Origin of the sequence: Polaromonas sp. (genome assembly GCF_031411155.1) — a bacterium.
Classification (GTDB): domain Bacteria; phylum Pseudomonadota; class Gammaproteobacteria; order Burkholderiales; family Burkholderiaceae_C; genus Polaromonas.
The window spans coordinates 1-22,029 of record NZ_JANOAL010000142.1 but is presented as its reverse complement, the minus strand read 5'-3'; the positions used below and the strand labels follow the sequence as shown (position 1 = coordinate 22,029).

Annotated in this window: 22 protein-coding genes; 15 read left to right on the top strand and 7 right to left on the bottom strand. The window is 59.3% G+C overall.

Features of this window, described 5'->3' with window-relative positions; genetic code table 11:
* The first annotated feature begins 4 nt into the window (after positions 1-4).
* The 14 genes from RMO23_RS09520 to slmA all read left to right on the top strand — a co-directional run bounded on the left by RMO23_RS09520 (position 5) and on the right by slmA (position 14,376).
* The gene (locus tag RMO23_RS09520) at positions 5-1,378 is read left to right on the top strand and encodes a hypothetical protein (protein ID WP_309680838.1); all 1,374 of its coding nucleotides are present in this window, start codon (positions 5-7) and stop codon (positions 1,376-1,378) included.
* The gene (locus RMO23_RS09515) at positions 1,375-2,505 is read left to right on the top strand and encodes a glycosyltransferase (RefSeq protein WP_309680836.1); all 1,131 of its coding nucleotides are present in this window, start codon (positions 1,375-1,377) and stop codon (positions 2,503-2,505) included. Before RMO23_RS09520 ends, RMO23_RS09515 begins: the two co-directional genes overlap by 4 nt.
* Complete coding sequence (locus tag RMO23_RS09510; protein ID WP_309680834.1) at positions 2,502-3,719, top strand: glycosyltransferase family 4 protein; 1,218 nt, start codon at positions 2,502-2,504, stop codon at positions 3,717-3,719. The genes RMO23_RS09515 and RMO23_RS09510 overlap by 4 nt, the downstream gene beginning before the upstream one ends.
* A 39-nt stretch (positions 3,720-3,758) precedes the next feature.
* Entirely contained in the window at positions 3,759-4,628 is an 870-nt protein-coding gene (locus RMO23_RS09505; RefSeq protein ID WP_309680832.1) for an SDR family oxidoreductase, read from the top strand.
* 25 nt (positions 4,629-4,653) lie between these two features.
* Positions 4,654-5,664 (top strand): polysaccharide biosynthesis protein, encoded by a 1,011-nt coding sequence (locus tag RMO23_RS09500; protein ID WP_309680830.1) that lies wholly within the window; start codon positions 4,654-4,656, stop codon positions 5,662-5,664.
* Positions 5,657-6,787, top strand: coding sequence for a non-hydrolyzing UDP-N-acetylglucosamine 2-epimerase (gene wecB / locus RMO23_RS09495; protein ID WP_309680828.1), 1,131 nt, complete (start codon positions 5,657-5,659; stop codon positions 6,785-6,787). Before RMO23_RS09500 ends, wecB begins: the two co-directional genes overlap by 8 nt.
* Before the next feature lie 32 nt (positions 6,788-6,819).
* Entirely contained in the window at positions 6,820-7,776 is a 957-nt protein-coding gene (locus tag RMO23_RS09490; protein WP_309680826.1) for an SDR family oxidoreductase, read from the top strand.
* Positions 7,760-8,320: a sugar transferase gene (locus RMO23_RS09485; RefSeq protein WP_309680824.1), complete on the top strand. Its 561-nt coding sequence runs from the start codon at positions 7,760-7,762 to the stop codon at positions 8,318-8,320. The genes RMO23_RS09490 and RMO23_RS09485 overlap by 17 nt, the downstream gene beginning before the upstream one ends.
* On the top strand, positions 8,320-8,922 hold the full coding sequence (locus RMO23_RS09480) for a NeuD/PglB/VioB family sugar acetyltransferase (RefSeq protein ID WP_309680822.1): 603 nt from the start codon (positions 8,320-8,322) through the stop codon (positions 8,920-8,922). The genes RMO23_RS09485 and RMO23_RS09480 overlap by 1 nt, the downstream gene beginning before the upstream one ends.
* Position 8,923: 1 nt before the next feature.
* On the top strand, positions 8,924-10,870 hold the full coding sequence (locus tag RMO23_RS09475) for a nucleoside-diphosphate sugar epimerase/dehydratase (RefSeq protein ID WP_309680820.1): 1,947 nt from the start codon (positions 8,924-8,926) through the stop codon (positions 10,868-10,870).
* Positions 10,871-10,915: 45 nt separating this feature from the next.
* Entirely contained in the window at positions 10,916-12,112 is a 1,197-nt protein-coding gene (locus tag RMO23_RS09470) for a hypothetical protein (protein ID WP_309680819.1), read from the top strand.
* 80 nt (positions 12,113-12,192) lie between these two features.
* A complete protein-coding gene (locus RMO23_RS09465; RefSeq protein ID WP_309680817.1) occupies positions 12,193-12,552 on the top strand; it encodes an H-NS histone family protein in 360 nt (119 codons plus the stop codon).
* 30 nt (positions 12,553-12,582) lie between these two features.
* Entirely contained in the window at positions 12,583-13,494 is a 912-nt protein-coding gene (gene argB / locus RMO23_RS09460; protein WP_309680815.1) for an acetylglutamate kinase, read from the top strand.
* A gap of 231 nt (positions 13,495-13,725) precedes the next feature.
* Positions 13,726-14,376, top strand: a complete 651-nt coding sequence (gene slmA, locus RMO23_RS09455; protein WP_309680813.1) for a nucleoid occlusion factor SlmA — start codon at positions 13,726-13,728, stop codon at positions 14,374-14,376.
* A 184-nt stretch (positions 14,377-14,560) separates the two neighbouring features.
* On the opposite strand, the gene manD is transcribed toward slmA, so the two are convergent.
* From manD to RMO23_RS09420, 7 genes are all read right to left on the bottom strand, one after another.
* The gene (gene manD, locus RMO23_RS09450; protein WP_309680811.1) at positions 14,561-15,772 is read right to left on the bottom strand and encodes a D-mannonate dehydratase ManD; all 1,212 of its coding nucleotides are present in this window, start codon (positions 15,770-15,772) and stop codon (positions 14,561-14,563) included.
* 83 nt (positions 15,773-15,855) lie between these two features.
* Positions 15,856-16,665: an amino acid ABC transporter ATP-binding protein gene (locus tag RMO23_RS09445; protein WP_309680809.1), complete on the bottom strand. Its 810-nt coding sequence runs from the start codon at positions 16,663-16,665 to the stop codon at positions 15,856-15,858.
* The gene (locus RMO23_RS09440; RefSeq protein WP_309680807.1) at positions 16,662-17,321 is read right to left on the bottom strand and encodes an amino acid ABC transporter permease; all 660 of its coding nucleotides are present in this window, start codon (positions 17,319-17,321) and stop codon (positions 16,662-16,664) included. The genes RMO23_RS09445 and RMO23_RS09440 overlap by 4 nt, the downstream gene beginning before the upstream one ends.
* Positions 17,318-17,983, bottom strand: a complete 666-nt coding sequence (locus RMO23_RS09435; RefSeq protein WP_309680805.1) for an amino acid ABC transporter permease — start codon at positions 17,981-17,983, stop codon at positions 17,318-17,320. The genes RMO23_RS09440 and RMO23_RS09435 overlap by 4 nt, the downstream gene beginning before the upstream one ends.
* Positions 17,984-18,067: 84 nt before the next feature.
* On the bottom strand, positions 18,068-18,916 hold the full coding sequence (locus tag RMO23_RS09430) for a transporter substrate-binding domain-containing protein (protein WP_309680803.1): 849 nt from the start codon (positions 18,914-18,916) through the stop codon (positions 18,068-18,070).
* Between the two features lie 58 nt (positions 18,917-18,974).
* Positions 18,975-19,823, bottom strand: coding sequence for a transporter substrate-binding domain-containing protein (locus tag RMO23_RS09425; protein ID WP_309680801.1), 849 nt, complete (start codon positions 19,821-19,823; stop codon positions 18,975-18,977).
* A 65-nt stretch (positions 19,824-19,888) separates the two neighbouring features.
* Entirely contained in the window at positions 19,889-20,626 is a 738-nt protein-coding gene (locus RMO23_RS09420) for a FadR/GntR family transcriptional regulator (protein ID WP_309680799.1), read from the bottom strand.
* A gap of 188 nt (positions 20,627-20,814) precedes the next feature.
* On the opposite strand from RMO23_RS09420, the gene RMO23_RS09415 reads away from it, so the two are divergent.
* Positions 20,815-22,029: mannitol dehydrogenase family protein (locus tag RMO23_RS09415; protein ID WP_309680797.1), on the top strand; the 1,215-nt coding region annotated here is incomplete at its 3' end.

Here is a 22,029-nt window from a genome sequence, read left to right as displayed (position 1 = left end):
CGTTATGGACTTAATGCTATTCCGAAAAAAATGGCTCGTGCCATTGTTCTTTTTTGAGGTCTATCTTTCGGTTACTGTGGCACTCTTCTTCTTTGGCCCCTGGCCGTGGGAGATTGACCGACCGATACTGCTAATTTCATACCTCGCGGCTGCCCAGCTATTCATTGCCATCGGTTACTTGCTGGCCTGGAGGCGGGTTCTCGGGCAACACCAAACAACCGAAGGGTCTGCCGAGCATCTGTCGTATGGCATCAGTTTTCTGAAGCGCTCTTTGCTCATTAGCTGTATTTTAATTATACCGACGGCATTATCCCGGACCGGAAATTTCTTCCCAAATATCTTCGAAGGACTGAGCGATGCTGGTGCAGTCTACAATCGAAATTTTGAGCGTCTTCAGGACGGAAATCCTTTCGTGGCTGTCGAATATTTGAGAATGTTGTTTGCGCCATTTTTGATCGCAATCTTTCCATTGACTGTTGTTTATTGGTCTCAGCTGAGTCTCAGGTTCAAATTATTGAGTTCAGTTGTCATTTTTTTCAATCTAAGCCTTTATCTTGCTACGGGCACCAATAAAGGCATGGCGGACTTTGTTGTCAGTTTGCCATGGTTGATTTTTCTTGGCGTATCGACGGGGCTCCTGCGCCTTCAGATTCAGCGACGGTGGATTGTTGTAATCGTTGCTGCGCTATTTATTGCCTTTTTACAATTTTTTGGCATGGGGCAGGCTGAGCGTGAAGGTGGTGTGGGTGAGCTTGGTGTTTTTAATACAGGCTCCGGCCTGGTCGAGGCTAGCAGAGATAATTTTCTGTCGCTACTCCTGTCAGACGGACAACGAATAATATTCGAATCATTGGCGCGCTATGTTGGACAAGGTTATTATGCGCTTTCGATGAGCCTGGGTCTGGAGCATTCAAGTACGTTTGGTTTTGGTCATTCAATGTTCTTGGCGCGTAATGCAGATGCCATATTCAATACTGACTATTTCACGGCTGGATCACTTCCGGGTTTGCTTGAACTCAAATATGAATGGGGCATGTTTACCCTTTGGCACTCAATATATCCCTGGCTGGCTTCTGATTTTGGTTTTATCGGGACTCTCTTTGTCATGGCGGCATTTGGCTACTTGTTGGGACTGAGTTGGGGATTTTCTCTTTTGACTGCATCGCACCAATGGATTGTTTTATTTTACTTGCTGCTGATTCTTTTTTTCTATATTCCCGCTAATAACCAGATCTTTCAGGCGGGTGAAACTTGCATGGCATTCTTCTTTTTACTGCTTGCGATCTTGGTGGGTAAGAAGAGGACTGGCTTGAATGATAAATCCGGAGATTTGGAGCTAAGGCCTGATTCACCATCCGACGCGCAAATTCAAAGATGACTTCAGGGCAACGCTCTCACTCGGCCCCTGCATCTGATGCGAACCCAACGCGCAATTTGCCGGGTACCGGCCGCCACTCTGGCGGGCTGGTTCTTTATGCTCCCAATGTGCATACCGGTGGCGGCTTTGTTTTGCTGCAGACGATATTGGCCGACTGGCCTACCGGCACAGAGAAAACGGCTTTTCTTGATGCTCGGGGGCGTGACAGACTTGTCCTTCCCGACGGGGTGCATGTCTCCTGGGTCGCGGCCACGGTCGGATCGCGGCTTGCTGCGGAAGTTCGTTTGAGGCGGGTTGCGCGGAGAGGAGATACAGTGTTGTGTTTTCATGGTCTGCCTCCACTGCTGCCTGGTTTTGCGCGCGTTTTTGTGTTTTTACAAAACCGTCTCTATATCGAAAATACTTTACAGGCTAAATTTGGCTGGAAAACGCGCTTGCGGCTGACGCTGGAGAGATTGGTCGCGCGAACATTTCGGCGCCGCGTTTCGGAATACATTGTTCAAACTCCGAGCATGCGATGCAATTTGCAGCAGTGGTACTCGGCACTGGAGGGCGGGGTTGCGCCTCGGGTGAGGGTGCTTCCGTTTATGGATGCCATGTCCTTGAGCGCCTCGAATGCTGGTGCGCAGCAGGAATGGGACTTTGTGTATGTGGCTGACGGTGAGGCCCACAAGAACCATCGCAATCTGTTGCAGGCATGGCAACTTCTGGCGCAAGACAACTTGAAACCATCGTTGGCGCTCACCTTGAGCTCGCGCGATGCAGGGCTCAAGCAGGAGGTGGCCTTGGCGACCGAACAAATAGGGCGCCACATTCGCGATTTGGGGCAAATGCCTCGGGCGGAGGTTCTTGGTTTGTACGCTAACGCGCGGGCCCTGATTTTTCCCTCTACGTCTGAATCGTTCGGCCTACCGCTGATTGAAGCTTCGTATTTGGGTTTGCCAATCATTGCTTCAGAATTGGACTATGTGCGTGACGTCTGCGTTCCGGCTGATACTTTTGACCCCCACTCGCCCGTCTCGATTGCGAGGGCAGTCAAGCGTTTCTTGGGGTGTCCGGAGCCTACCGTGATTTTGCGTACACCCGCTGAGTTCTGGGCCGAGTTGTTGCAGGACGAATGCGCATGAAGGTGCTGGTGCTAAGTCAACATTACTGGCCAGAAACCTTTCGCATTAACGAGGTGGTTGAATCTCTGCAACAAGCTGGTTGCAGTGTGAGTGTGCTGACGGGACAGCCCAACTACCCGGACGGCGCGATTTTTCCGGACTATCGCGCCATGGGCATGGGGCCACAGCTGCATGAAGCTGGCTATATGATTTATCGCGTTCCGGTCTCGCCGCGGCGTCAGGGCCGGGCGATGCAACTGATTTCGAATTACTTGTCGTTTTTGGTGAGTGCCAGCTTGGTGGGTCCTTGGCTGTTGCGGGGGCAGCACTTTGACGTAATTTTTGTTTATGGCATTTCGCCCATACTTCAGGCGATTCCCGGCGTTGTATTGAAGAGATTCAAGCGCGCGGCGCTTGTGACTTGGGTACAGGATCTTTGGCCGCAAAGCTTGCAGGCAACGGGCTTTGTCCGAGATCGTCGCATATTGGCCTTGGTTGGGGGGGTGGTGCGCTGGATTTATCGGCATAGTGATTTACTCTTGGTCCAGTCACGGGGGTTTGTTTCCGTGGTGCAGGCCATGGCTTCTAAAACGCCAATTGAATATCATCCTAATCCAGGCGAATTAGCATTCGGGCAAGCGCTACCTGCTGGCGCACCGGCCTTCCGGCTAGACCCAGGCTTTAACGTGGTGTTTGCCGGCAACATGGGCACGGTACAGGCATTGGATACACTGCTGCAGGCTGCGGAGTTGCTGTTGCCGCACCTCAACGTAAGGCTGGTTTTGGTGGGGAGCGGTAGCCGAAGTGAATGGTTGCGCCAGCAAATAGCGCAGCGTGGGCTGCTTAACGTTCACTTGCCAGGGCGCTTTGAACCGGAGGACATGCCCGGCATACTTGCACAGGCGTCGGCGCTGCTGGTCAGTCTGACAAGTGGCCCTATCTTGAGCCAGACAGTGCCGAGCAAGGTGCAGGCTTACCTGGCTGCAGGTCGTCCCATCATCGCATCGTTGGACGGCGAGGGCGCGCGCGTGGTCGAGGAGGCTGGCGCTGGCCTTGCTTGTCCTGCTGAAGATGCTCCGGCACTGGCGCAAGTCATTTTGAGGCTAAGGGCCATGCCCGAGGCTGAATTGAAACGCATGGGTGATTCTGGTCGGCGCTATTACCAACAGCATTTCGAGCCAACCATGTTGGCGAAGCGCCTCGTACAACATTTTGAAAAACTCGTGCGGCGGTGATGGCGCCGATGATCCGAATCGATATATGGAGGACACTAAATGGTGAATAAAAAGAGCAGGGTGCTCGTGCTGGGCGCATCGGGTATGTTGGGCAATGCCGTGCTGCGCCTGTTTGCACAAAGCTCTGGATACGAGGCCATCGGTTCCGCGCGCTCCTCGGGTGTTCTGCGCCTGCTGCCTGAAGGATTGCGCGACAGGGTGATCTGCGGGGTCGATGTGGAGAGCTTTGATAGCCTGACCAGCCTGTTTGCCAACGCGCGGCCAGATGTGGTGATTAACTGTATTGGTCTCGTGAAGCAACTGGCCGAAGCAGATGACCCGTTGGCGGCCATTCCCATCAATGCATTGCTGCCGCATCGGTTGGCGCGGCTGTGCGATGTGGCTGGCGCCCGGCTGGTGCACATGAGCACGGACTGTGTGTTTGCTGGTAGCAGGGGCATGTACACCGAGGCAGATATATCTGATGCCAAGGATCTGTATGGGCGTAGCAAATATCTCGGCGAGGTCGATTACCCGCATGCCATCACACTGCGCACCTCCATCATTGGTCATGAGTTGAGTGGGGCGCACAGCCTGGTGGGGTGGTTTCTGGCGCAGCAGGGGAGTGTCAACGGGTTTAAGCGGGCAATCTTTTCCGGGTTGCCCACGGTGGAGTTGGCGCGGGTGATTCGGGATCATGTGATTCCGAATCCGGAGTTGCGTGGTCTCTATCACGTGTCCGCGGAGCCAATCAACAAGTTCGATCTGCTTACACTGGTAGCCAAGGCTTACGGGAAAACCATCGACCTCACACCGGATGACCGGCTGGCGATTGATCGTTCCCTCGATTCATCGAGGTTCCGGGAAGCTACCGGTTACCAGCCTGAGCCGTGGCCTGAACTGGTGCGCCGGATGCGCGAATTTGCTTAATTCAGATTAGTCACAGGGGAAAGAAATGTTCAAGGACAAGGTACTACTTATCACGGGCGGAACGGGATCATTCGGCAACGCGGTGCTCAACCGGTTTTTGCATTCAGACTTTGCCGAAATTCGCGTCTTCAGTCGCGATGAAAAGAAGCAGGAAGACATGCGGATTGCGCTCAAGAGCGACAAGGTCAAGTTCTACATTGGCGATGTGCGCGAGTACGACAGCGTGCATGACGCACTGCGCGGGGTGGACTATGTGTTCCACGCCGCCGCGCTGAAGCAGGTGCCTTCCTGCGAGTTTTACCCCATGGAGGCTTTGCGCACCAATGTGCAAGGTGCCGAAAACGTGATGCGTGCCGCCATCGCCAATGAAGTCAAGCGCTGCGTGGTGCTTAGCACGGACAAGGCTGTGTATCCGATCAACGCCATGGGCATCTCCAAAGCCCTGATGGAAAAGGTGATGGTGGCCAAGTCGCGCCTGTGTGACCCGGGCAAGACGGTGCTGTCGGCTACCCGCTACGGCAACGTGATGGCCTCGCGTGGCTCGGTGATTCCGCTGTTCCTCGGTCAGTTGCAAGCGGGCAAGCCCTTGACCATCACTGACCCTAATATGACGCGATTTCTTATGTCACTTGAGGAGTCAGTAGATCTGGTGTTGTATGCCTTTGAAAACGCAAAGCCGGGCGACATCTTTGTGCAGAAGGCGCCGGCTTCGACCGTTGGTGACCTGGCGCAGGCCATGAAGGAGCTATTGGGCAGCGGCAGTGACATCAGCATCATCGGCACTCGACATGGTGAAAAGCTTTACGAATCGCTGGTGTCGCGGGAGGAAATGGCCAGAGCCGACGATCTGGGTGGCTACTATCGCATTCCGGCGGATTCGCGCGACCTTAACTACAACAAATACTTTGTCGAGGGCGAAACGCAGATTTCCGAAATCGACGACTACACCTCGCACAACACCAGGCGGCTGACGGTTGCCGAGGTGAAAGGCGTGCTGATGCAGCTTGACATCATCCAGGATGCTGTCAATGCGTAAACTCAAAGTCATGACCATTGTCGGCACGCGGCCGGAGATCATTCGCCTGTCCCGCGTCATCGAAAAGTTGGATCAGCATTGTGAACACGTGCTGGTTCACACGGGTCAAAATTATGACTACGAACTCAACGAGGTGTTTTTCAGTGATCTGGCCATTCGCAAGCCCGATGCTTTCCTTGAGGCCGCGGGCGCTTCGGCCGCGGAAACCATAGGCCAGGTCATCATCGCCGCCGACAAGGTGATGGAGCAGCACCAGCCCGAGGCCCTGCTTTTGCTGGGCGACACCAATAGTAGCCTTGCCGCCATTGCCGCCAAGCGCCGAAAGATCCCCATTTTTCATATGGAGGCGGGGAATCGATGCTTTGACTTTCGGGTGCCCGAAGAGATCAACCGGCGTATCGTGGACCATACGTCGGACATCAACCTCACCTACAGCGAGATCGCCCGGGAGTATTTGCTGCGCGAGGGTTTGCCGCCAGACCAGGTGATCAAGACCGGCAGCCCGATGCGCGAAGTCATTGAACACTATCGGGCGGGGATTGAGGGTTCCGATGTGCTGGCCCGTCTCGGCTTGGCCGAGCGGCAATACTTTGTGGTGAGCTCCCACCGCGAAGAAAACGTGGACTCCCCGCCCAATCTGCAGCGCCTTTTCGTCGTGCTGGACACGCTGGCGCAGCAGTATGGAGAACCAGTTATTGTGTCTACCCATCCACGCACACGCAAGCGGATGGAGGCACTGGGCCTTGTTGCGCATCCGCTGGTGCAGTTTCTCAAGCCCTTTGGCTTTCTGGATTACGTCCGGCTCCAGACCGGCGCGCGCGCAGTATTGTCAGACAGCGGCACGATCACGGAAGAGTCGTCGATTCTCAACTTCCCGGCGCTGAACCTTCGCGAGGTTCACGAGCGACCCGAAGGCTTCGAGGAGGCCGCGGTAATGTTCGTCGGTCTGGATGCCAACCGGGTGCTGCAGGGGCTGGACGTATTGGCAAGCCAGCCACGTGGCGCGGAGCGCTCATTGCGGATGGTGAATGACTATGCGCCCGCCAACGTCTCGGACAAGGTGTTGCGAATTATTCTGAGCTACACGGATTTTGTGAACAGGAAGGTCTGGCATAAAGCGTGATGTCTCGCAATAGGCTCGTGAATGAGGCGGACATGATTCTCGTGACGGGGGCTACAGGCTTTGTGGGTCGGGCATTGATCGATCTTCTTGTCAAACGGGGGCGCTCGGTTCGGGCCGCGATGCGGCGTGCGGGTGCGTTCACGGCTGCGGGTGCATCGGTAGTGACGGTGGGTGACCTGTCTGCCCAAACTGATTGGTCAGCAGCGTTGGCAGGTGTTGACGCGGTCGTTCACGCTGCGGCGCGGGTACATGTGATGCAAGACGCTGCCGCCGATCCACTGGTGGAGTTTCGCCGGGTCAATGTGCAGGGCACGTTGCAACTGGCGCGGCGCGCGGCGGCTGGGGGTGTGCGACGGTTTGTGTTCATAAGCTCTGTCAAGGTCAATGGCGAGGCGACTGAGCCGGGTCATCCGTTCACGGCAGGCGATGCGTCTGCGCCACTGGATGCTTATGGCATTTCCAAAATGGAGGCTGAGCAAGGGCTGCGCGAGATTGCGGCACAAACCGGCATGGAGGTCGTGATCATTCGTCCACCGTTGGTGTATGGGCCCGGGGTGAAGGCCAACTTCCGGGCCATGATGCGTTGGCTGGCTCGTGGCGTGCCTTTGCCATTGGGGGCCATCCATAACCGCCGCAGCCTGGTGGCGTTGGACAATCTGGTGGATTTGATGGTGACTTGCGTCGATCATCCCGCTGCCGCAAACCAGACGTTCATGGTTTCGGACGGAGAAGACCTGTCGACGACGCAACTGCTGCAGCGCATGGGTCGGGCCCTGGGTAGGCCGGCGCGTTTGATTCCTGTTCCAGCCATATTGCTCAAGGTCGGGGCTGCATTGCTGGGCAAACCTGCGATTGCCCAGCGCCTGTGCGGGTCTTTGCAAGTGGACATATCCAAGACGCGGCAGTTGCTGGGCTGGAGTGCGCCCTTGTCTGTCGATGAGGGGCTCAAGAGGGCGGCGGAGGGGTATTGGCGTGAAGCGTCTGTTTGATTTTGTGCTGGCTTTGTGCGCAGCGATGATTCTGGTTCTTCCTGTGGCGGTGGTTGCCGTGGCTGTGCGCATGACCTCGAGGGGGCCGGCCCTGTATTGGTCCGACCGGGTGGGCAAGGGCAACAGAATTTTCAAGATGCCCAAGTTCCGCAGCATGCGCATCGGCACACCGGCGGTCGCCACCCATCTGCTGCAAGACCCCAAGGCTTATCTAACGCCCATAGGTTCCTTCCTGCGCAAAAGCAGCCTGGACGAGTTGCCGCAGTTGTGGAGCATTCTGGTTGGAGACATGAGCTTTGTGGGCCCACGCCCGGCGCTGTTCAATCAGCAGGATTTGATCGCCTTGCGTACCCAGCATGGCGTGCATGAACTGGTACCCGGGCTGACGGGTTGGGCACAGGTCAACGGGCGAGACGAATTGCCAATCCCTGAAAAGGTCAAACTGGATACGGAATACCTGCGGCGGCAATCTTTGAGGTTTGATATCCGCATTCTCTGGATGACCTTTGTGAAGGTGCTGCGCCGGGATGGAGTTTCCCACTGATGAAAAAGTTGCTGATTGTGGGGGCTGGCGGTCACGGCCGTTCGGTGGCAGAGGCGATATTGGCAGTAGGCCAATACCGATTGGCAGGTTTTCTGGATGACGCAGCTGCAGGTCAGCCGCCGCTCAGCCAGGTTTGGAGCCTGCCAGTGTTTGGCGCGATGGCCGATCTCGCCGGTTATCGGCAACATGCCGATGTCGTCATCGTCGCCATTGGCAACAACCGCCTGCGCGAGGAGCTGCACGATAGACTTGATGCGGCGGGATTTGAGTTTGCAACGGTTGTTCACCCCAAGGCCATGGTTTCGCCCCGGGCTGTGATAGGTGCGGGCAGTGCCGTCATGGCAGGAGCCATTGTTGGCACCGAAGCTCAATTGGGAGCCGGCGTAATCATCAACTGTGCGGCGGTGGTTGACCATCATTGCCGGGTGGAGGACTTTGGCCATTTGGGCGTGAATGCGGCCATGGCCGGAGGCTCGGCATTGGGGCGCGGCGCCTGGATGCAGGCGGGATCTGTCCTGGGCTATGGCGTCAAGCTGGAGTCCGGGGTGGTGCTGGGGCCGGGCAAAGCTGTGAGCTCAACATATATCAAAAAAAGAATCTGAAATGCTATTTGATAAATCAGCAGCTCCTTTTCTCGCGCTGCCGCGCTCCGTCAAGCGCCTGGTGGTGGTTGCGCTCGATCTGGTGTTGTCGCTGGTCTCGGTATGGGTGGCTATTTATCTGAGACTTGATCAGGTGGGGCTGCCAATGCTGCAGCAAAAGTATGTGTACCTGCTGGCGCCGGTCCTGGCGATTCCGCTGTTCGTGCGTTTTGGTCTGTACCGCGCCATTTTTCGTTACACCGGTATGGCCGCGCTGGCCACTACGGCCAAAGCTGTGGGCACTTACACCCTGCTGTTCTTCGGTGCGCTGCTCCTGTTCAAGTGGGAAGGGGTGCCGCGCAGCGTGGGGCTGATCCAGCCCTTGCTGTTTCTGCTGTTGGTCGGTGCCAGCCGCGCCATTGCCAGGTTTTGGCTGGCGGGGTGGTCGGGCAACTCGCGTCAGGTTGAGGGTCGTCTGCTGATCTACGGGGCGGGGGAGGCGGGGGTGCAAACTGCCACCGCATTGGGCGTGAGCCGCCAATTTGTGCTGCTGGGCTTTATCGATGAAGACAAGGCGAAAATCGGGCGCACTATCAATGGGCTGGACATCATGGGCACCGCAGACGTGGCGGACGCCGTGGAGCGCATGGGCGTAACAGACATTTTGCTGGCCATGCCTTCACTGGATCGCGCGCGGCGCAATGAAATCATTCGCCAACTGGGCGGACTTCCCGTGCATGTGCGCACTTTGCCTGGCATGGTTGATCTGGCATCCGGAAAGGTGGCCATTCAGGACTTTCAGGAGCTGGATGTCGAGGATTTGCTGGGCCGGGAACCCGTGCCGCCTGATCGGGCTTTGCTGGCGCGCAACCTCGCTGGCCGGGTGGTGCTGGTCACTGGCGCTGGCGGCAGCATTGGCGGCGAGCTGTGTCGCCAGATCGTCCTGCAGAATCCTCGCCAGCTGGTGCTGGTAGAGCACAATGAGTTTGGCCTTTACACCATTCATCGCGAGCTGGAGGCTTTGTGTGCGAAGCATGCACTGCAGATGGAGGTGATTCCCTTGCTGGCCAGTGTCGGTAATTTTGGGCGGCTCAGGGAAATTTGCCAGCTTTACAGGCCGGCGACGGTTTACCACGCCGCAGCCTACAAACATGTGCCGCTGGTGGAAAGCAACCCTTCCGAAGGCGTCCTGAACAACGTCTTTGGCACCCTCAATATGGCTCGCGCCGCCATGGAAAGCGGTGTGGCGCATTTTGTACTCGTGTCCACCGACAAGGCGGTGCGCCCCACCAACGTCATGGGCGCGACCAAACGCATGGCCGAACTGGTACTGCAGGCCATGGCTGCCAGCCCCCTGCTGCGTTTTCGCTTGCCCGATGGCTCGCAAAGCCAGGAAATGCGCAACCACACCTTGTTTGCCATGGTGCGCTTTGGCAATGTACTGGACAGCAGCGGCAGCGTGGTGCCCTTGTTTCGCAAACAGTTGCACGATGGCGGACCGCTGACGGTAACGCATGAAGAGGTCACCCGTTACTTCATGACCATTCCCGAGGCTGCCCAACTCGTGTTGCAGGCCGGCGCCATGGCACAGGGCGGTGACGTGTTTGTTCTGGATATGGGCCAGCCCGTCAAGATCATGGATTTGGCGCTGCGAATGGCGCAGCTATCCGGCCTGACCTTGCGTGACGAACGCAACCCCCATGGGGATATTGAAATCCTGGTGACAGGTCTGCGCCCCGGAGAAAAGCTCTACGAGGAGCTTTTGATTGGCGACAATCCGGAAAATACCGCGCACGAGCGCATCATGAAGGCGCGCGAAGAGTTTGTCGCCTGGCCCCAGCTGGCCCCCCTGCTTGTGGAAATGCGGCAGGCGGCCATACAGAGCGACGAGCCCAGGATCAAGCAAATCCTGATGCAACTGGTTCATGGTTACAGTCCCGGTGCTGCCGAAGCCCGGGTTCAAATTTAGACATTGCCCGGCCCTGCTATCGGGCCGCAATTATTTGGAGTGGATATGAAAAGGAAAATGATCGGGGTGCTGGCGGCCGCAGTGGTGGGCGCTGGTGTGGGGGCCTTGCTGGGCTACGGGCCGCTACTGCGATATAGCACGGAAGGCGTCCTCAACATGGAGATGGGAACCGCTGAATACAAAAGGTTTGCCGAATTGGCCAAAGATGCGAGCACTGTGCGGCAGTTTGTGGAGACCTCGCCGCCCACAGCGCTGGATGCGGACGGTGTTGAGCAACTTGTCCGTGTGGTGACGAGAGGCGAGTGGCACAAACCCGTGCCCAAGGTTAGCAAGGCGGATGCGAAGGAGTTGCCCGACATTTTGCTTCAGATGGAGCAGGATCGCGATCGTGATCGCGAAAGAGATAAGGGTGACAAGGTTGACACGGGTGACAGGGGCACCCGTGGTGATAAGGCTGATCGCAAACCAGCGGTGTTTGTATATCTTGGATTGAGGCTGACCCATACCGCTCATGCGGCGGCAGAGGCCGCCAGTGTGGCCACCTGGATGGGAGGATATTTCAAGGATGTAGCCACCCGCGAAGCGGTGCGTGACCAGGTGCTTCGCTGGACGGCGGAGAGCCGGCAGTTCTCCGACCGTGCGCTGGAGCGCAAACTGAAGTATGAATTTGACATCGAGCAGGCACAAACCCGCGCTGCGTCGCTGAAGAAAATCGTCGCCAGTTATCCCGAGACGGGCCGGCGCGAGGCGCAGCAAGTGGTGGATGTGCGCAAGGACAATGAAAAATTCATGTCACCACAGGCACAACTCGTGGGCGCCGAATCCGAGATTATCGAAATCCGGGGGAAAATCCAGAAACTAGAGCGTGAAATCGAACAGCAAACATTTGCCAAGGAATTGATGGGCGATGCGGAGGCCGCAGTGAATCAGGCGCGAAGTGGCAGTGAGAGCGTGATCAAGCTGTCTGCCGTGATTGCTGACTTCTCCAAAAAAGTCAAAACGGAGGCCGAGCGTGAAAAGCTCTCATCACTGGCCGCCGACGTGTCGCAAATAACTGCGCGTTTTCTCTCACAGGCCCAGTTTGTGGCCAAGCCCTCCGTGCCGTCCCGCCCTGAACGCCCCAGCCCACTGACGGCAACGGTGCTTGGTGGCTTGCTTGCCGCCTTGCTGGCCGCCATTATTGCCTGGCGCGGCTTGATTATCAAATTGCTGTGGCAGGATGACAGGGCAAAATTAACTTGAAACAGCCAGGCAATCTTAATTCATAATGTCTGGGCGCTTCATCTCCGTATTTGGTTATTGTTTGTTGAAAAGGAATTATCTTGAGTAATTTAATTGATATTCAGACGCAGATCGAAAAACTGCAAAAACAGGCCGCCGACATCAGGGCAAAGGAATTTGACAGCACGGTGCAGGATATTCGGGCCAAGATGCAGGCTTTCGGTATTACCGTCAAGGATTTGCAGACCGTCAAACGCGGTAGCAAGGCCAAAGGCAAAAAAGAGGCGACACCGAGGAAACGGGCAACTACGGGGGCTGCAAAAAATGCGGGCAAACCTGTGGCCGCCAAATTCCAGGGTCCCAACGGCGAGACCTGGAGCGGGCGTGGCCTGACTCCGCGCTGGCTGGCGACGCTCGTGGAGCAGGGCCGGACCAAGGATGAATTCGCCGTCAAAAGCTGATTTTCCATCAGTCAATCGGTGACATCGCCCATGATCCCAACCACTCCCAACGACCCCGACCTTTCCCATGTTGGCCCGCGCGACAAGGCCGAAATCCTTGCGCAGGCGCTGCCTTACATCCGCAAGTTCCATGGCAAAACCATGGTCATCAAATACGGCGGCAATGCAATGACCGACCCGGCGCTGCAGGCGGACTTCGCCGAAGACGTGGTGCTGCTCAAGCTGGTGGGCATGAATCCAGTGGTGGTTCACGGCGGTGGGCCGCAGATCGAGGCGGCGCTGAACCGGCTCGGCAAGAAAGGCAATTTCATCCAGGGCATGCGGGTCACCGACGAGGAGACCATGGAAGTGGTCGAGTGGGTGCTGGCCGGCCAGGTGCAGCAGGACATTGTTGGGCTGATCAACCAGGCGGGCGGCAAGGCGGTCGGCCTGACGGGTCGCGATGGCGGCCTGATTCGGGCGAAAAAGCTCAAGATGGTGGACAGGGATGATCCGGCCAAGGAGCACGATATCGGCTTTGTCGGCGATATCGTCAGCATTGACCCCAGCGTGGTTAAGGCCCTGCAGGACGACGCTTTCATTCCGGTGATCAGCCCGATCGGTTTTGGCGAGCAGAACGAGAGCTACAACATCAATGCGGACGTGGTGGCAGGCAAGCTGGCGACCGTGCTCAAGGCCGAAAAACTGGTTCTGCTGACCAATATCCCCGGCGTGCTGAACAAGGCTGGCGAATTGCTGACCGACCTGACGGCGCGCGAGATCGACGAACTGTTCGCCGACGGCACCATTTCAGGCGGCATGCTGCCCAAAATTGAGGGCGCCCTGGAGGCGGCGAGAAGCGGTGTGAACTCGGTTCACATCATCGACGGCCGCGTGCCCCATGCCATGCTGCTCGAGATCTTGACCGAGCAAGCCTATGGAACCATGATTCGGTCGCATTGAACCGGGACAGGCGGCTTTGCCTGCCATTCCGAGTTCCCCCGGGCTGCCTGCCGGACTGGCGCGCATTCGAGATGCTTGCTCCGTTTCAATTTTGGTCAGGCCCTGCGGCATATTTCCCCGACGCGATATGGACGAAAACCCGCACAAACCGTGACTGAAGCTGTTCCCCCGCTGTGCGAGAATCATTTGCAACGAATCCCGGTTTTTTGAAACATTCTTGACTTGCCCCCTATGTCCGACCTAGCGTCTGAACCTGAACTGAGCCCGCCTGCCACGCCAGTCGGTGCCGAGCCCGTGGTACGCAAGCGGCCCAAGCCGGGCGAGCGCCGGGTGCAGATTCTGGAGGCGCTGGCCGCCATGCTGGAACAACCGGGCGCCGAACGCATCACCACGTCTGCGCTGGCGGCGCGGCTGGAGGTGAGTGAAGCGGCGCTTTATCGCCACTTCGCCAGCAAGGCGCAAATGTTCGAAGGCCTGATCGAGTTCATTGAGCAGAGTGTTTTTACCCTGGTCAACCAGATCGCCGAGCGCGAAACCGACCACGCCGTGCGCACCCGCAAGCTGGTGGTCATGGTGCTGCAGTTCGGTGAAAAAAACCCCGGTATGACGCGCGTCATGGTGGGCGATGCGCTGGTGTTTGAGAATGACCGCCTGCAGCAGCGCATGAACCAGTTTTTTGACAAGCTGGAGTCCAGCCTCAAGCAAAGCCTGCGCGATGCCGCCGCCGCTGATGGCGCTGCCACCCCAACCGTGGATGCCCAGGTGCGCGCCTCGGTGATCGTGGCTTTCATGGTGGGGCGTTTGCAACGCTTTGCCCGTTCCGGCTTCAAGCGCCTGCCTTCGGAGCACCTCGAGGCCAGCCTGGCCATGATATTGGGCTAACCCCCGTGGAGGCTTCGCCTCCTCCCCCTTCCAGGGGGCGGCGCCTATGGGCCGGCAAAGCCGGACCCATGGCCCCTGTTGGCATTGTTCTACTGACGCTCGAGCCGCACAGCATCCAAGCCGCCCGTCCCCTGGAAGAGGAGGGGGCGCTACACGCGGTGAGCGTCAGCAGGGGTGAACTTATTCACCAATTCCACAAAGTACCGTCGTGCGCCAGCCGGTTCACCGGCAGGTAGGCGCGCTGGTAGGGGTACTTGGCGGCCAGTTTCTCGTCGATCTCCACGCCGTGACCAATCGCTTCGCCGCAGTCCATGAAGCCGTTCTTGAAGCTGTAGGCATGCGGAAATACTTCGTCGGTCGCCTCGGTGTGGCGCATGTATTCCTGCACGCCGAAATTTGGAACCCAGGTGTCAAAGTGCAGTGCGGTGCCCATGCATACCGGTGACAAATCCGTCGCGCCATGGCAGCCGGTGCGCACCTGGTACATCGCCGCAAAGTCGGCAATGCGCCGCAGGTGAGTGATGCCGCCCGCATGGACCACGGTGGCGCGGATGTAGTCGATCAGCTGGTTCTGGATCAGGTCCTTGCAGTCCCACAGCGTGTTGAAGATTTCGCCCACCGCCAGCGGCGTCGTGGTGTGCTGGCGAATCAGCTTGAACGCCTCCTGGTTCTCCGCCGGCGTTGCATCCTCGATCCAGAACAGGTGATAGGGTTCCAGCGATTTGCCCAGCCGCGCGGCCTCGATGGGCGTCAAGCGGTGGTGCACATCGTGCAGCAGATGGACGTCCGGTCCGACGGCCTGACGTACCGCCTCGAACAGCTTGGGCGTGTGCAGCAGATATTTTTCCGAGCTCCAGTCGTGCTCGCTGGGCAGGTCGGCATCGGCCGGTTCGTAAAACAGCGTGCCCTTGCCCACGCCGTAGACCTTGTCCAGCCCCGGCACGCCGCTTTGCGCGCGGATGGCCTGGTAGCCCATTTCCTTGTAGCGCAGGACTTCCTCGACGGTTTGTTCGATGTCCTTGCCATTGGCGTGGCCGTAGACCATCACCCCGGTGCGGCTGCGCCCACCGAGCAACTGGTATAGCGGCAGGTTCGCGGCCTTGGCTTTGATGTCCCACAGCGCCGTGTCCACCGCGGCGATGGCGCTCATGGTCACCGGCCCGCGCCGCCAGTAGGCGCCCTTGTAGAGGTATTGCCAGATGTCCTCAATCTGATGGGCATCGCGGCCTATCAGGCAGGGGATGACGTGCTCTGTCAGGTAACTCGCCACCGCCAGCTCGCGGCCGTTGAGCGTGGCGTCGCCGATGCCGGTGAGGCCCTCATCGGTTTCAATTTTCAGAGTGACGAAATTGCGGCCAGGGCTGCAGACGATGACGCGGGCGTTGGTGATTTTCATGAGTTGTAAGTCAATCGGTGGGTAACTATGAGCGGCAGGGCAAATGGCGTGTGGGCGTGATCAACCGGGGGCGTGCGCAAACCTCAGCCGTTCCAGCCCAGATGGCCGAGAAAGTCGCGGGTACGCGCGACGGTGGGGTTGTCAAAAATCTGCGCGGGTGGCCCCTCTTCCATGATGGCGCCGTTCTCGAACACCACCACCCAGTTGGCCACGCGCTGGGCAAAACTCATTTCATGCGTGACCACAATCATGGTCATGCCTTCTTGCGCCAGCTTTTTCATCACATTGAGCACTTCGCCCACGGTTTCCGGGTCTAGCGCCGAGGTCGGTTCGTCGAACAGCATGACTTCGGGCTCCATGGCCAGGGCGCGGGCAATGGCGACACGCTGCTGCTGGCCGCCGGACAGGTTGGCCGGAAAGTTGTTGGCCTTGGCCGCGAGGCCGACCTTGTCCAGCAGCTGCATGGCGCGGGCGCGGGCCTCTTTTTCGCTCATGCCAAGCACCGTGATCGGGCCCATGGCGACGTTGTCCAGTGCCGACTTGTGGGGAAACAGCTCGAAACTCTGGAACACCATGCCCATGCGCTGGCGTACCTTGCGCACCTCCGACTCCTGGGTGGGAAGCGGTTCGCCATCCAGCAGCACGCGGCCGCCGTTGAGGGTTTCCAGTGCATTGGTACAGCGCAGCAGCGTGGACTTGCCCGAGCCGGAGGGGCCGATGAGGCACATGACCTCGCCCTTGTTGACCTGCAGCGAGACACCGTTGAGTGCGCAGAAGTCGCCGTACATTTTGCGCACGTTGTCATAGACCAGCACAGGGGGCTGGTCGGCCCCTTTGCGCGGCAGGGGAGCCGCCGCGGGACTGGCAGTGGTTTGCTCGATCATTGAGTTCATTCCATGACTCCGTATTTTTTGTGGATCCAGTCCACCAGTTTGGCCTGCGGGTAGCCCATCAGCCAGTAAAGAACGGCCATGGCCGTGAGCATTTCCAGCACGCGGAAGGTTTGCGCGCGAATCTGCATTGAGGTGTAGGCCAGCTCGCTCACGGCGATCACCGACACCAGCGAGGTGTCCTTGAAGAGCGAGATCCAGGTACTGGCCAGCACCGGCAGAATGCGCCGCGCCGCCTGCGGGATCACCACCTTGAACATGGCCTGGCGACGCGACATGCCCATGGCCAGCGCGGCCTCCATCTGGCCCTTGCGGATCGAGTTGATGCCGGCGCGAAAGGTTTCGGCGTTGTAGGCCGAAACGTTCAGCACCAGGGCGACCAGCGCGGTCGTGAGCGCAGAGAACTGCACGTCAAAGGCCATGGGCATCACATAAAACGCCCAGTAGATCACCAGGATCAGTGGCAGGTTGCGGAAAAATTCCACGAAGGCCAGGGAGGCCGCGCTGAGCAGTCTGTTGGACGACAGGCGCATCAACGCCAGAAGAATGCCGCCGGGTACCGCCAGCAGCATGGTGAGCACGGTCAATCCGATGGTCAAGGCCACGCCTTCGAGCAAGGCCTGCCGGTGCGTCCAGATGACGTTCCAGTCCAGATTCATGAGCGCCCCAGATGTGCAAGTCGGTGATAAAGACGGTCGACGCCGCGCGTCACCGGAAACAGCACCAGGAAATAAAGCACCATGACGGCAGTGAACACCTCAACCGGGCGGTAGCTTTGGCCCGCCACGGTTTCGGCCCGGTGCATCAGTTCCGGCACCGCAATCACGGTCGCAATCGCCGTGTCCTTGATGGCCATGGTCAGCACCGAACCAAAGGCCGGAAGCATGCGGATCGTGGCTTGCGGCAGGATGATCTTGCGCAGGATTTGCGCGCGGGACATGCCCAGTGCCAGACCGGCCCGCGTCTGGCCCGGGCGGATGGACTCAATGCCGGCACGGATGATTTCTGACGCATAGGCGGCGATGTGCAGCGTCAGCGCCACCAGCGCCGCCCAGAATGGCGGAAAGGTCACTCCAGCCAGGATGGGGAACGCGAAGTAAATCCATACCAGCACCACCAGCACCGGGATGGCACGCATGGTATCGACATAAAAGATCAGCAGGCTGCTGAGCCAGCGCGGTCCGTAAAGGCGCAGCAGCGCAATGACCAGTCCGGCCAGAATGCTGGTCACCGCGCTGATGGCGCTGAGCGCCACGGTCACGCCCAGGCCACTGGCAAAAAAGCGCCAGTTTTCGATGAGCGGTGAAAAATCGACGTCCATGAGGTTTCCGTCAAATAGGGGAGGAAGGCCGCGTGCGGCGCCAGCCGGCACTGCACGCGGTGGGCGCAAGGGCCAGGGCGCAGGTCACTTGAGTGCCTGGGTCATGCGCACTTCTTCTGCGGCCAGTGCGGGCTGCATGCGTCTTTCAACTTCGCGCAGCCAGTCCAGATAAACCTGCTCGTTCTTGTTCACGCCCATGCCGGTCTTGATCTCGAAAATCTTGCTGTCCTGGCAGTTGTTTTCTTTGGGGAAAACGGCCAGGCCCTTGACCTTTTTGTTGATGTTGGGCCACAGCATGCGGTTCAACGGGGCCACGTCGGAGCGACCCGCCAGCACTTCCTCGATGGGCGCGACCGAGCCGGAGTTGCTCACGCCGCGCAGTTTGGCGTTGGCAAACCGTTCCCGTACCATCGGTTCTTCCCCGGCGCCGGAGAAGTAGGCGATGGTGATGTCGGGCTTGTTGAAGTCATCCAGCGTTTTGGCATTGGTGAACTTGGGGTTGTCGGCGCGGCCGAACATGCAGACACCGGTGCTGGAGAAAGTCACAAAGTCAATGATCTTGGCGCGCTCGGCATTCTGGTTCAGCGGGCCGATCATGATGTCCATCTGGTTGGCAATCAGCGCCGGCACCTTGGTTTCATGGCTCACCGGCACGGGCTCGATCTTCACGCCCAGCAGCTTGGCGAACTCCTTGCCGAGCAGCCAGGACGGACCGGACCACGGCTCGCCCTCGCCGGTGGTGTTCTGCGCCAGCCAAGGCGGGTTGTTGACCACGCCGACGCGCAGCACACCGGCCTTGCGGATGGCATCGATGCGCGGGCTGGCGCCGGGCGGCGGCGGGGTTTGGGCCAGCGCGCTGCTCAGGGTGGCGGCCAGCGCAGCTGCCACGGCCAGCATTGTGGCCGGGCGACGTAAAGAAAGGGTATGACGCATGGTTGTCTCCAGTTTTAAAGGTTGGTTTTTTGGCGGTTTTTGAGTGCCGCCCTTGGGTTCACTTCATCGTTTCGATGACGCGTTTTTCATCCGCGGCGAGTGCGGGCTGCATGCGTTTTTCAACGTCACGCAACCAATCCAGGTAGACCTGCTGGTTCTTGTCGACGGCCAGCCCGACCGGTGAGGCCTTTTCCTGGCTGCCCTGGCAATTGTTTTCTGTCGGGAAGGCCACCAGGCCCTTGACCTTCTGGCTCAGGTTCACCCAGGGCACGCGGTTGATCGGGGCCGCATCGGCACGTTTGGCCATGATCTCTTCAATCGGCGCGGTCGCACCGGAACTGGCGACGGCGCGCAGTTTGGCTTTGGGGAAGCGTTCCTTGACCCAGTTTTCCTCGGCGCCGCCGGTGAAATAGGCGATGGTGATGTCGGGGCTGTTCAGGTCGTCCACGGATTTGACCTTGGCCAGCTTGTCGTTGCCCGCGCGGCCGAACATGCACACGCTGGTCGTCGAATAGATCACGAAGTCCACGACCTTGAGCCGCTCGGGTGTCTCGCCCAAGGGGCTGATGGTCATGTCAACCTGGTTGGCCGCCAGTACCGGCACCTTGGTCTCGTGCGACACCGCCACGGTGCGCAGCTTGACATTGAGCAAGCGGGCATATTCGCTGGCCAGCAGCCAGACCGGGCCGCCCCAGGCGGGGCCGTTGCCACTGGTGTTTTCGATCAGCCAGGGCGCATTTTGCAGCACACCCACGCGCAGTTCGCCCGCCTTTTTGATGGCATCGATGCGCGGGCTGGCGCCGGGTGGCGGTGGCGACTGGGCCAGCAGCGCAGTGCTGGAGACGCCGAACAACAAGCCGGCCAGCCAGGGGCTGAGTCGGCGTGAAAAGCTGGACTGCTTGGGCATGGGTGTCTCTTTCAGTGTTTGGGGGCAATGGGACGGGCTGGCTGACTGAGGGCGATGACCAGTTCTCAGCGCCAGGCTTGCGCGAACTCGCTGATCACGCGTTCCAGATGCCCGCGCATCGCGGCCCTGGCCGCGACAGGATCGCGTGTCAGCAGTGCCTTGAAAATGCGCTGATGGTCGGCGTGCGAGGCCTGGCGAAGGTCCGGGGTGTGGAAGTGATGTTCTATCTTGGTCCAGATCGGGCCCTTGGACTGGTCCCACATCGCCGTGACCATTTGCAGCAGCACGCTGTTGCCGGTGGATTCGGCAATGCGCAGGTGAAACAGGCGGTCCGCGGCCTCGTTGGCTTCCTTGTGGTCCATGTGCTCGTGCATGTCGGTCAGTGCCGAGAAGATGCGGTCGAGGTCGGCATCCTTGCGTGTTTCGGCCGCGACGGAGGCGATTTCCGACTCGATCAGGCAGCGCGCGCGCAGCAATTCGAAGGGGCCAGGACCGGTTTCAGGCATGAACGCCGAAACCGTGCTAAGGGTGCTGGGCGCCAGGGTCACGTAAATGCCGGAGCCGCCACGCACCTCCACCACGCCTTGCAGCTCCAGCGCAATCGTGGCTTCGCGCACCGAAGTGCGGCTGACGTCAAAACGTTCGGCCAAGGCCCGCTCCGACGGCAAGCGCTCACCGACCTTGAACTCGCCTTGCGCGATCAGCGCCAGCAACTGCGCGGCCAGCCGCTGGTAAGACCGGTCCGAGGGGGCTTTGGGCGTGCTGTCTGAAGCGTCAGCGGGTTGAATCAAATGAAGTGTCATGGTTTTAAAGTGGTTAGACCAAATATTAATTGGTAGACCAAATTTGCCCATAGTGGTTTACCATTATGGAGAACTGGTTGGTCCGGTTGTTCAATCAACCTCTTTTGATGAACCATAAACCGATGCAATCACTCGATCAAGCCACTCTGGCGCAATTGGCCCCTTTAACGAACCCCGGCGCAGCGCTTTTGCCACTGCCGCACTACCAGCGCGATGAGTTTCGCGTGGGCGTGGTGCATCTGGGCTTGGGCGCTTTTCACCGCGCGCACCAGGCCATGGTGTTTGACGCCCTGCTGCAGCGTGGCGACCCGCGCTGGGGCGTGCTGGGCGTGGCCATGCGCACGACCGAACTGGCCGATGCGCTGGCCGCGCAAGACGGGCTGTATACGGTGCAGGTGGCCAGCCGGGAGGCGCTGCGCTGGCAAGTGGTCGGCTCGGTGTTGCAGACCTGCGTGGCGGCGCGTGAGCCTGCGCAGGTGGTGGCGGCCATCGCCGCAGCGGGCACGCGCTGGGTGACGCTGACGGTGACCGAGAAGGGCTATGGCCCGGCGCTGGCGGCTTTGCTGGTGCAGGGGCTGGCGGCGCGCCGTGCGGCGGGTCTCGGCGGGCTGACGATTGCTTCGTGCGACAACCTCTCTGACAACGGCCGCAAGCTGCAGCAACTGTGTGTTGATGCGGCGGCGCAGAACGATGCTGCGCTGGCGCAGTGGATTGACACCGCCTGCGCCTTCCCCAACAGCATGGTGGATCGCATTGTTCCGGCCGCTACCGCACAGCATCGCGGCGATGCGGCGCAGGCGCTGGGGCTAAAGGATGCCTGTGCGCTGGGCACCGAGGCATTTTGGGAGTGGGTGATCGAGCGCCGCTTTGTCGATGACGCGGACGGCGACGCGCTGGCGGCTGTCGGCGTCCAGGTGGCGGAAGACGTCAAGCCGTTTGAGGAGGCCAAGCTGCGCATGCTTAACGGCAGCCACACGGCCATCGCCCTGATCGGCGCGGTGCTGGGCTTGCCCACGGTGGCGGACTGCATGGCCCGGCCTGCCATCCAGCGTTTTGTTCATGGCCTCATGACCGATGTGATGATGCCGCAGCTGCAGCGCCCCGGGCTGCCCGCCTACCGCGACGCCTTGCTGGCGCGTTTTGCCAACCCAGAACTCCGGCACAAGGTGCACCAGATCGCCACCGACAGCTCGCTGAAAATCCCGCTGCGCTGGACGGCAACCGTACAGGCCCGCCTGCTGGCGGGTGCCAGCGTGGAGCCGCTGGCGCTGGCAACGGCGGTGTGGATGCGCTACCTGCTGGCTGAAGATGAGCAGGGTCAGCCTTATGCAATATCGGACCCGTCAGGTGCAAGCTTGCAGGCGATTGCGCAGCAGTATCGCCACGATGCCGCTGGCACGGTG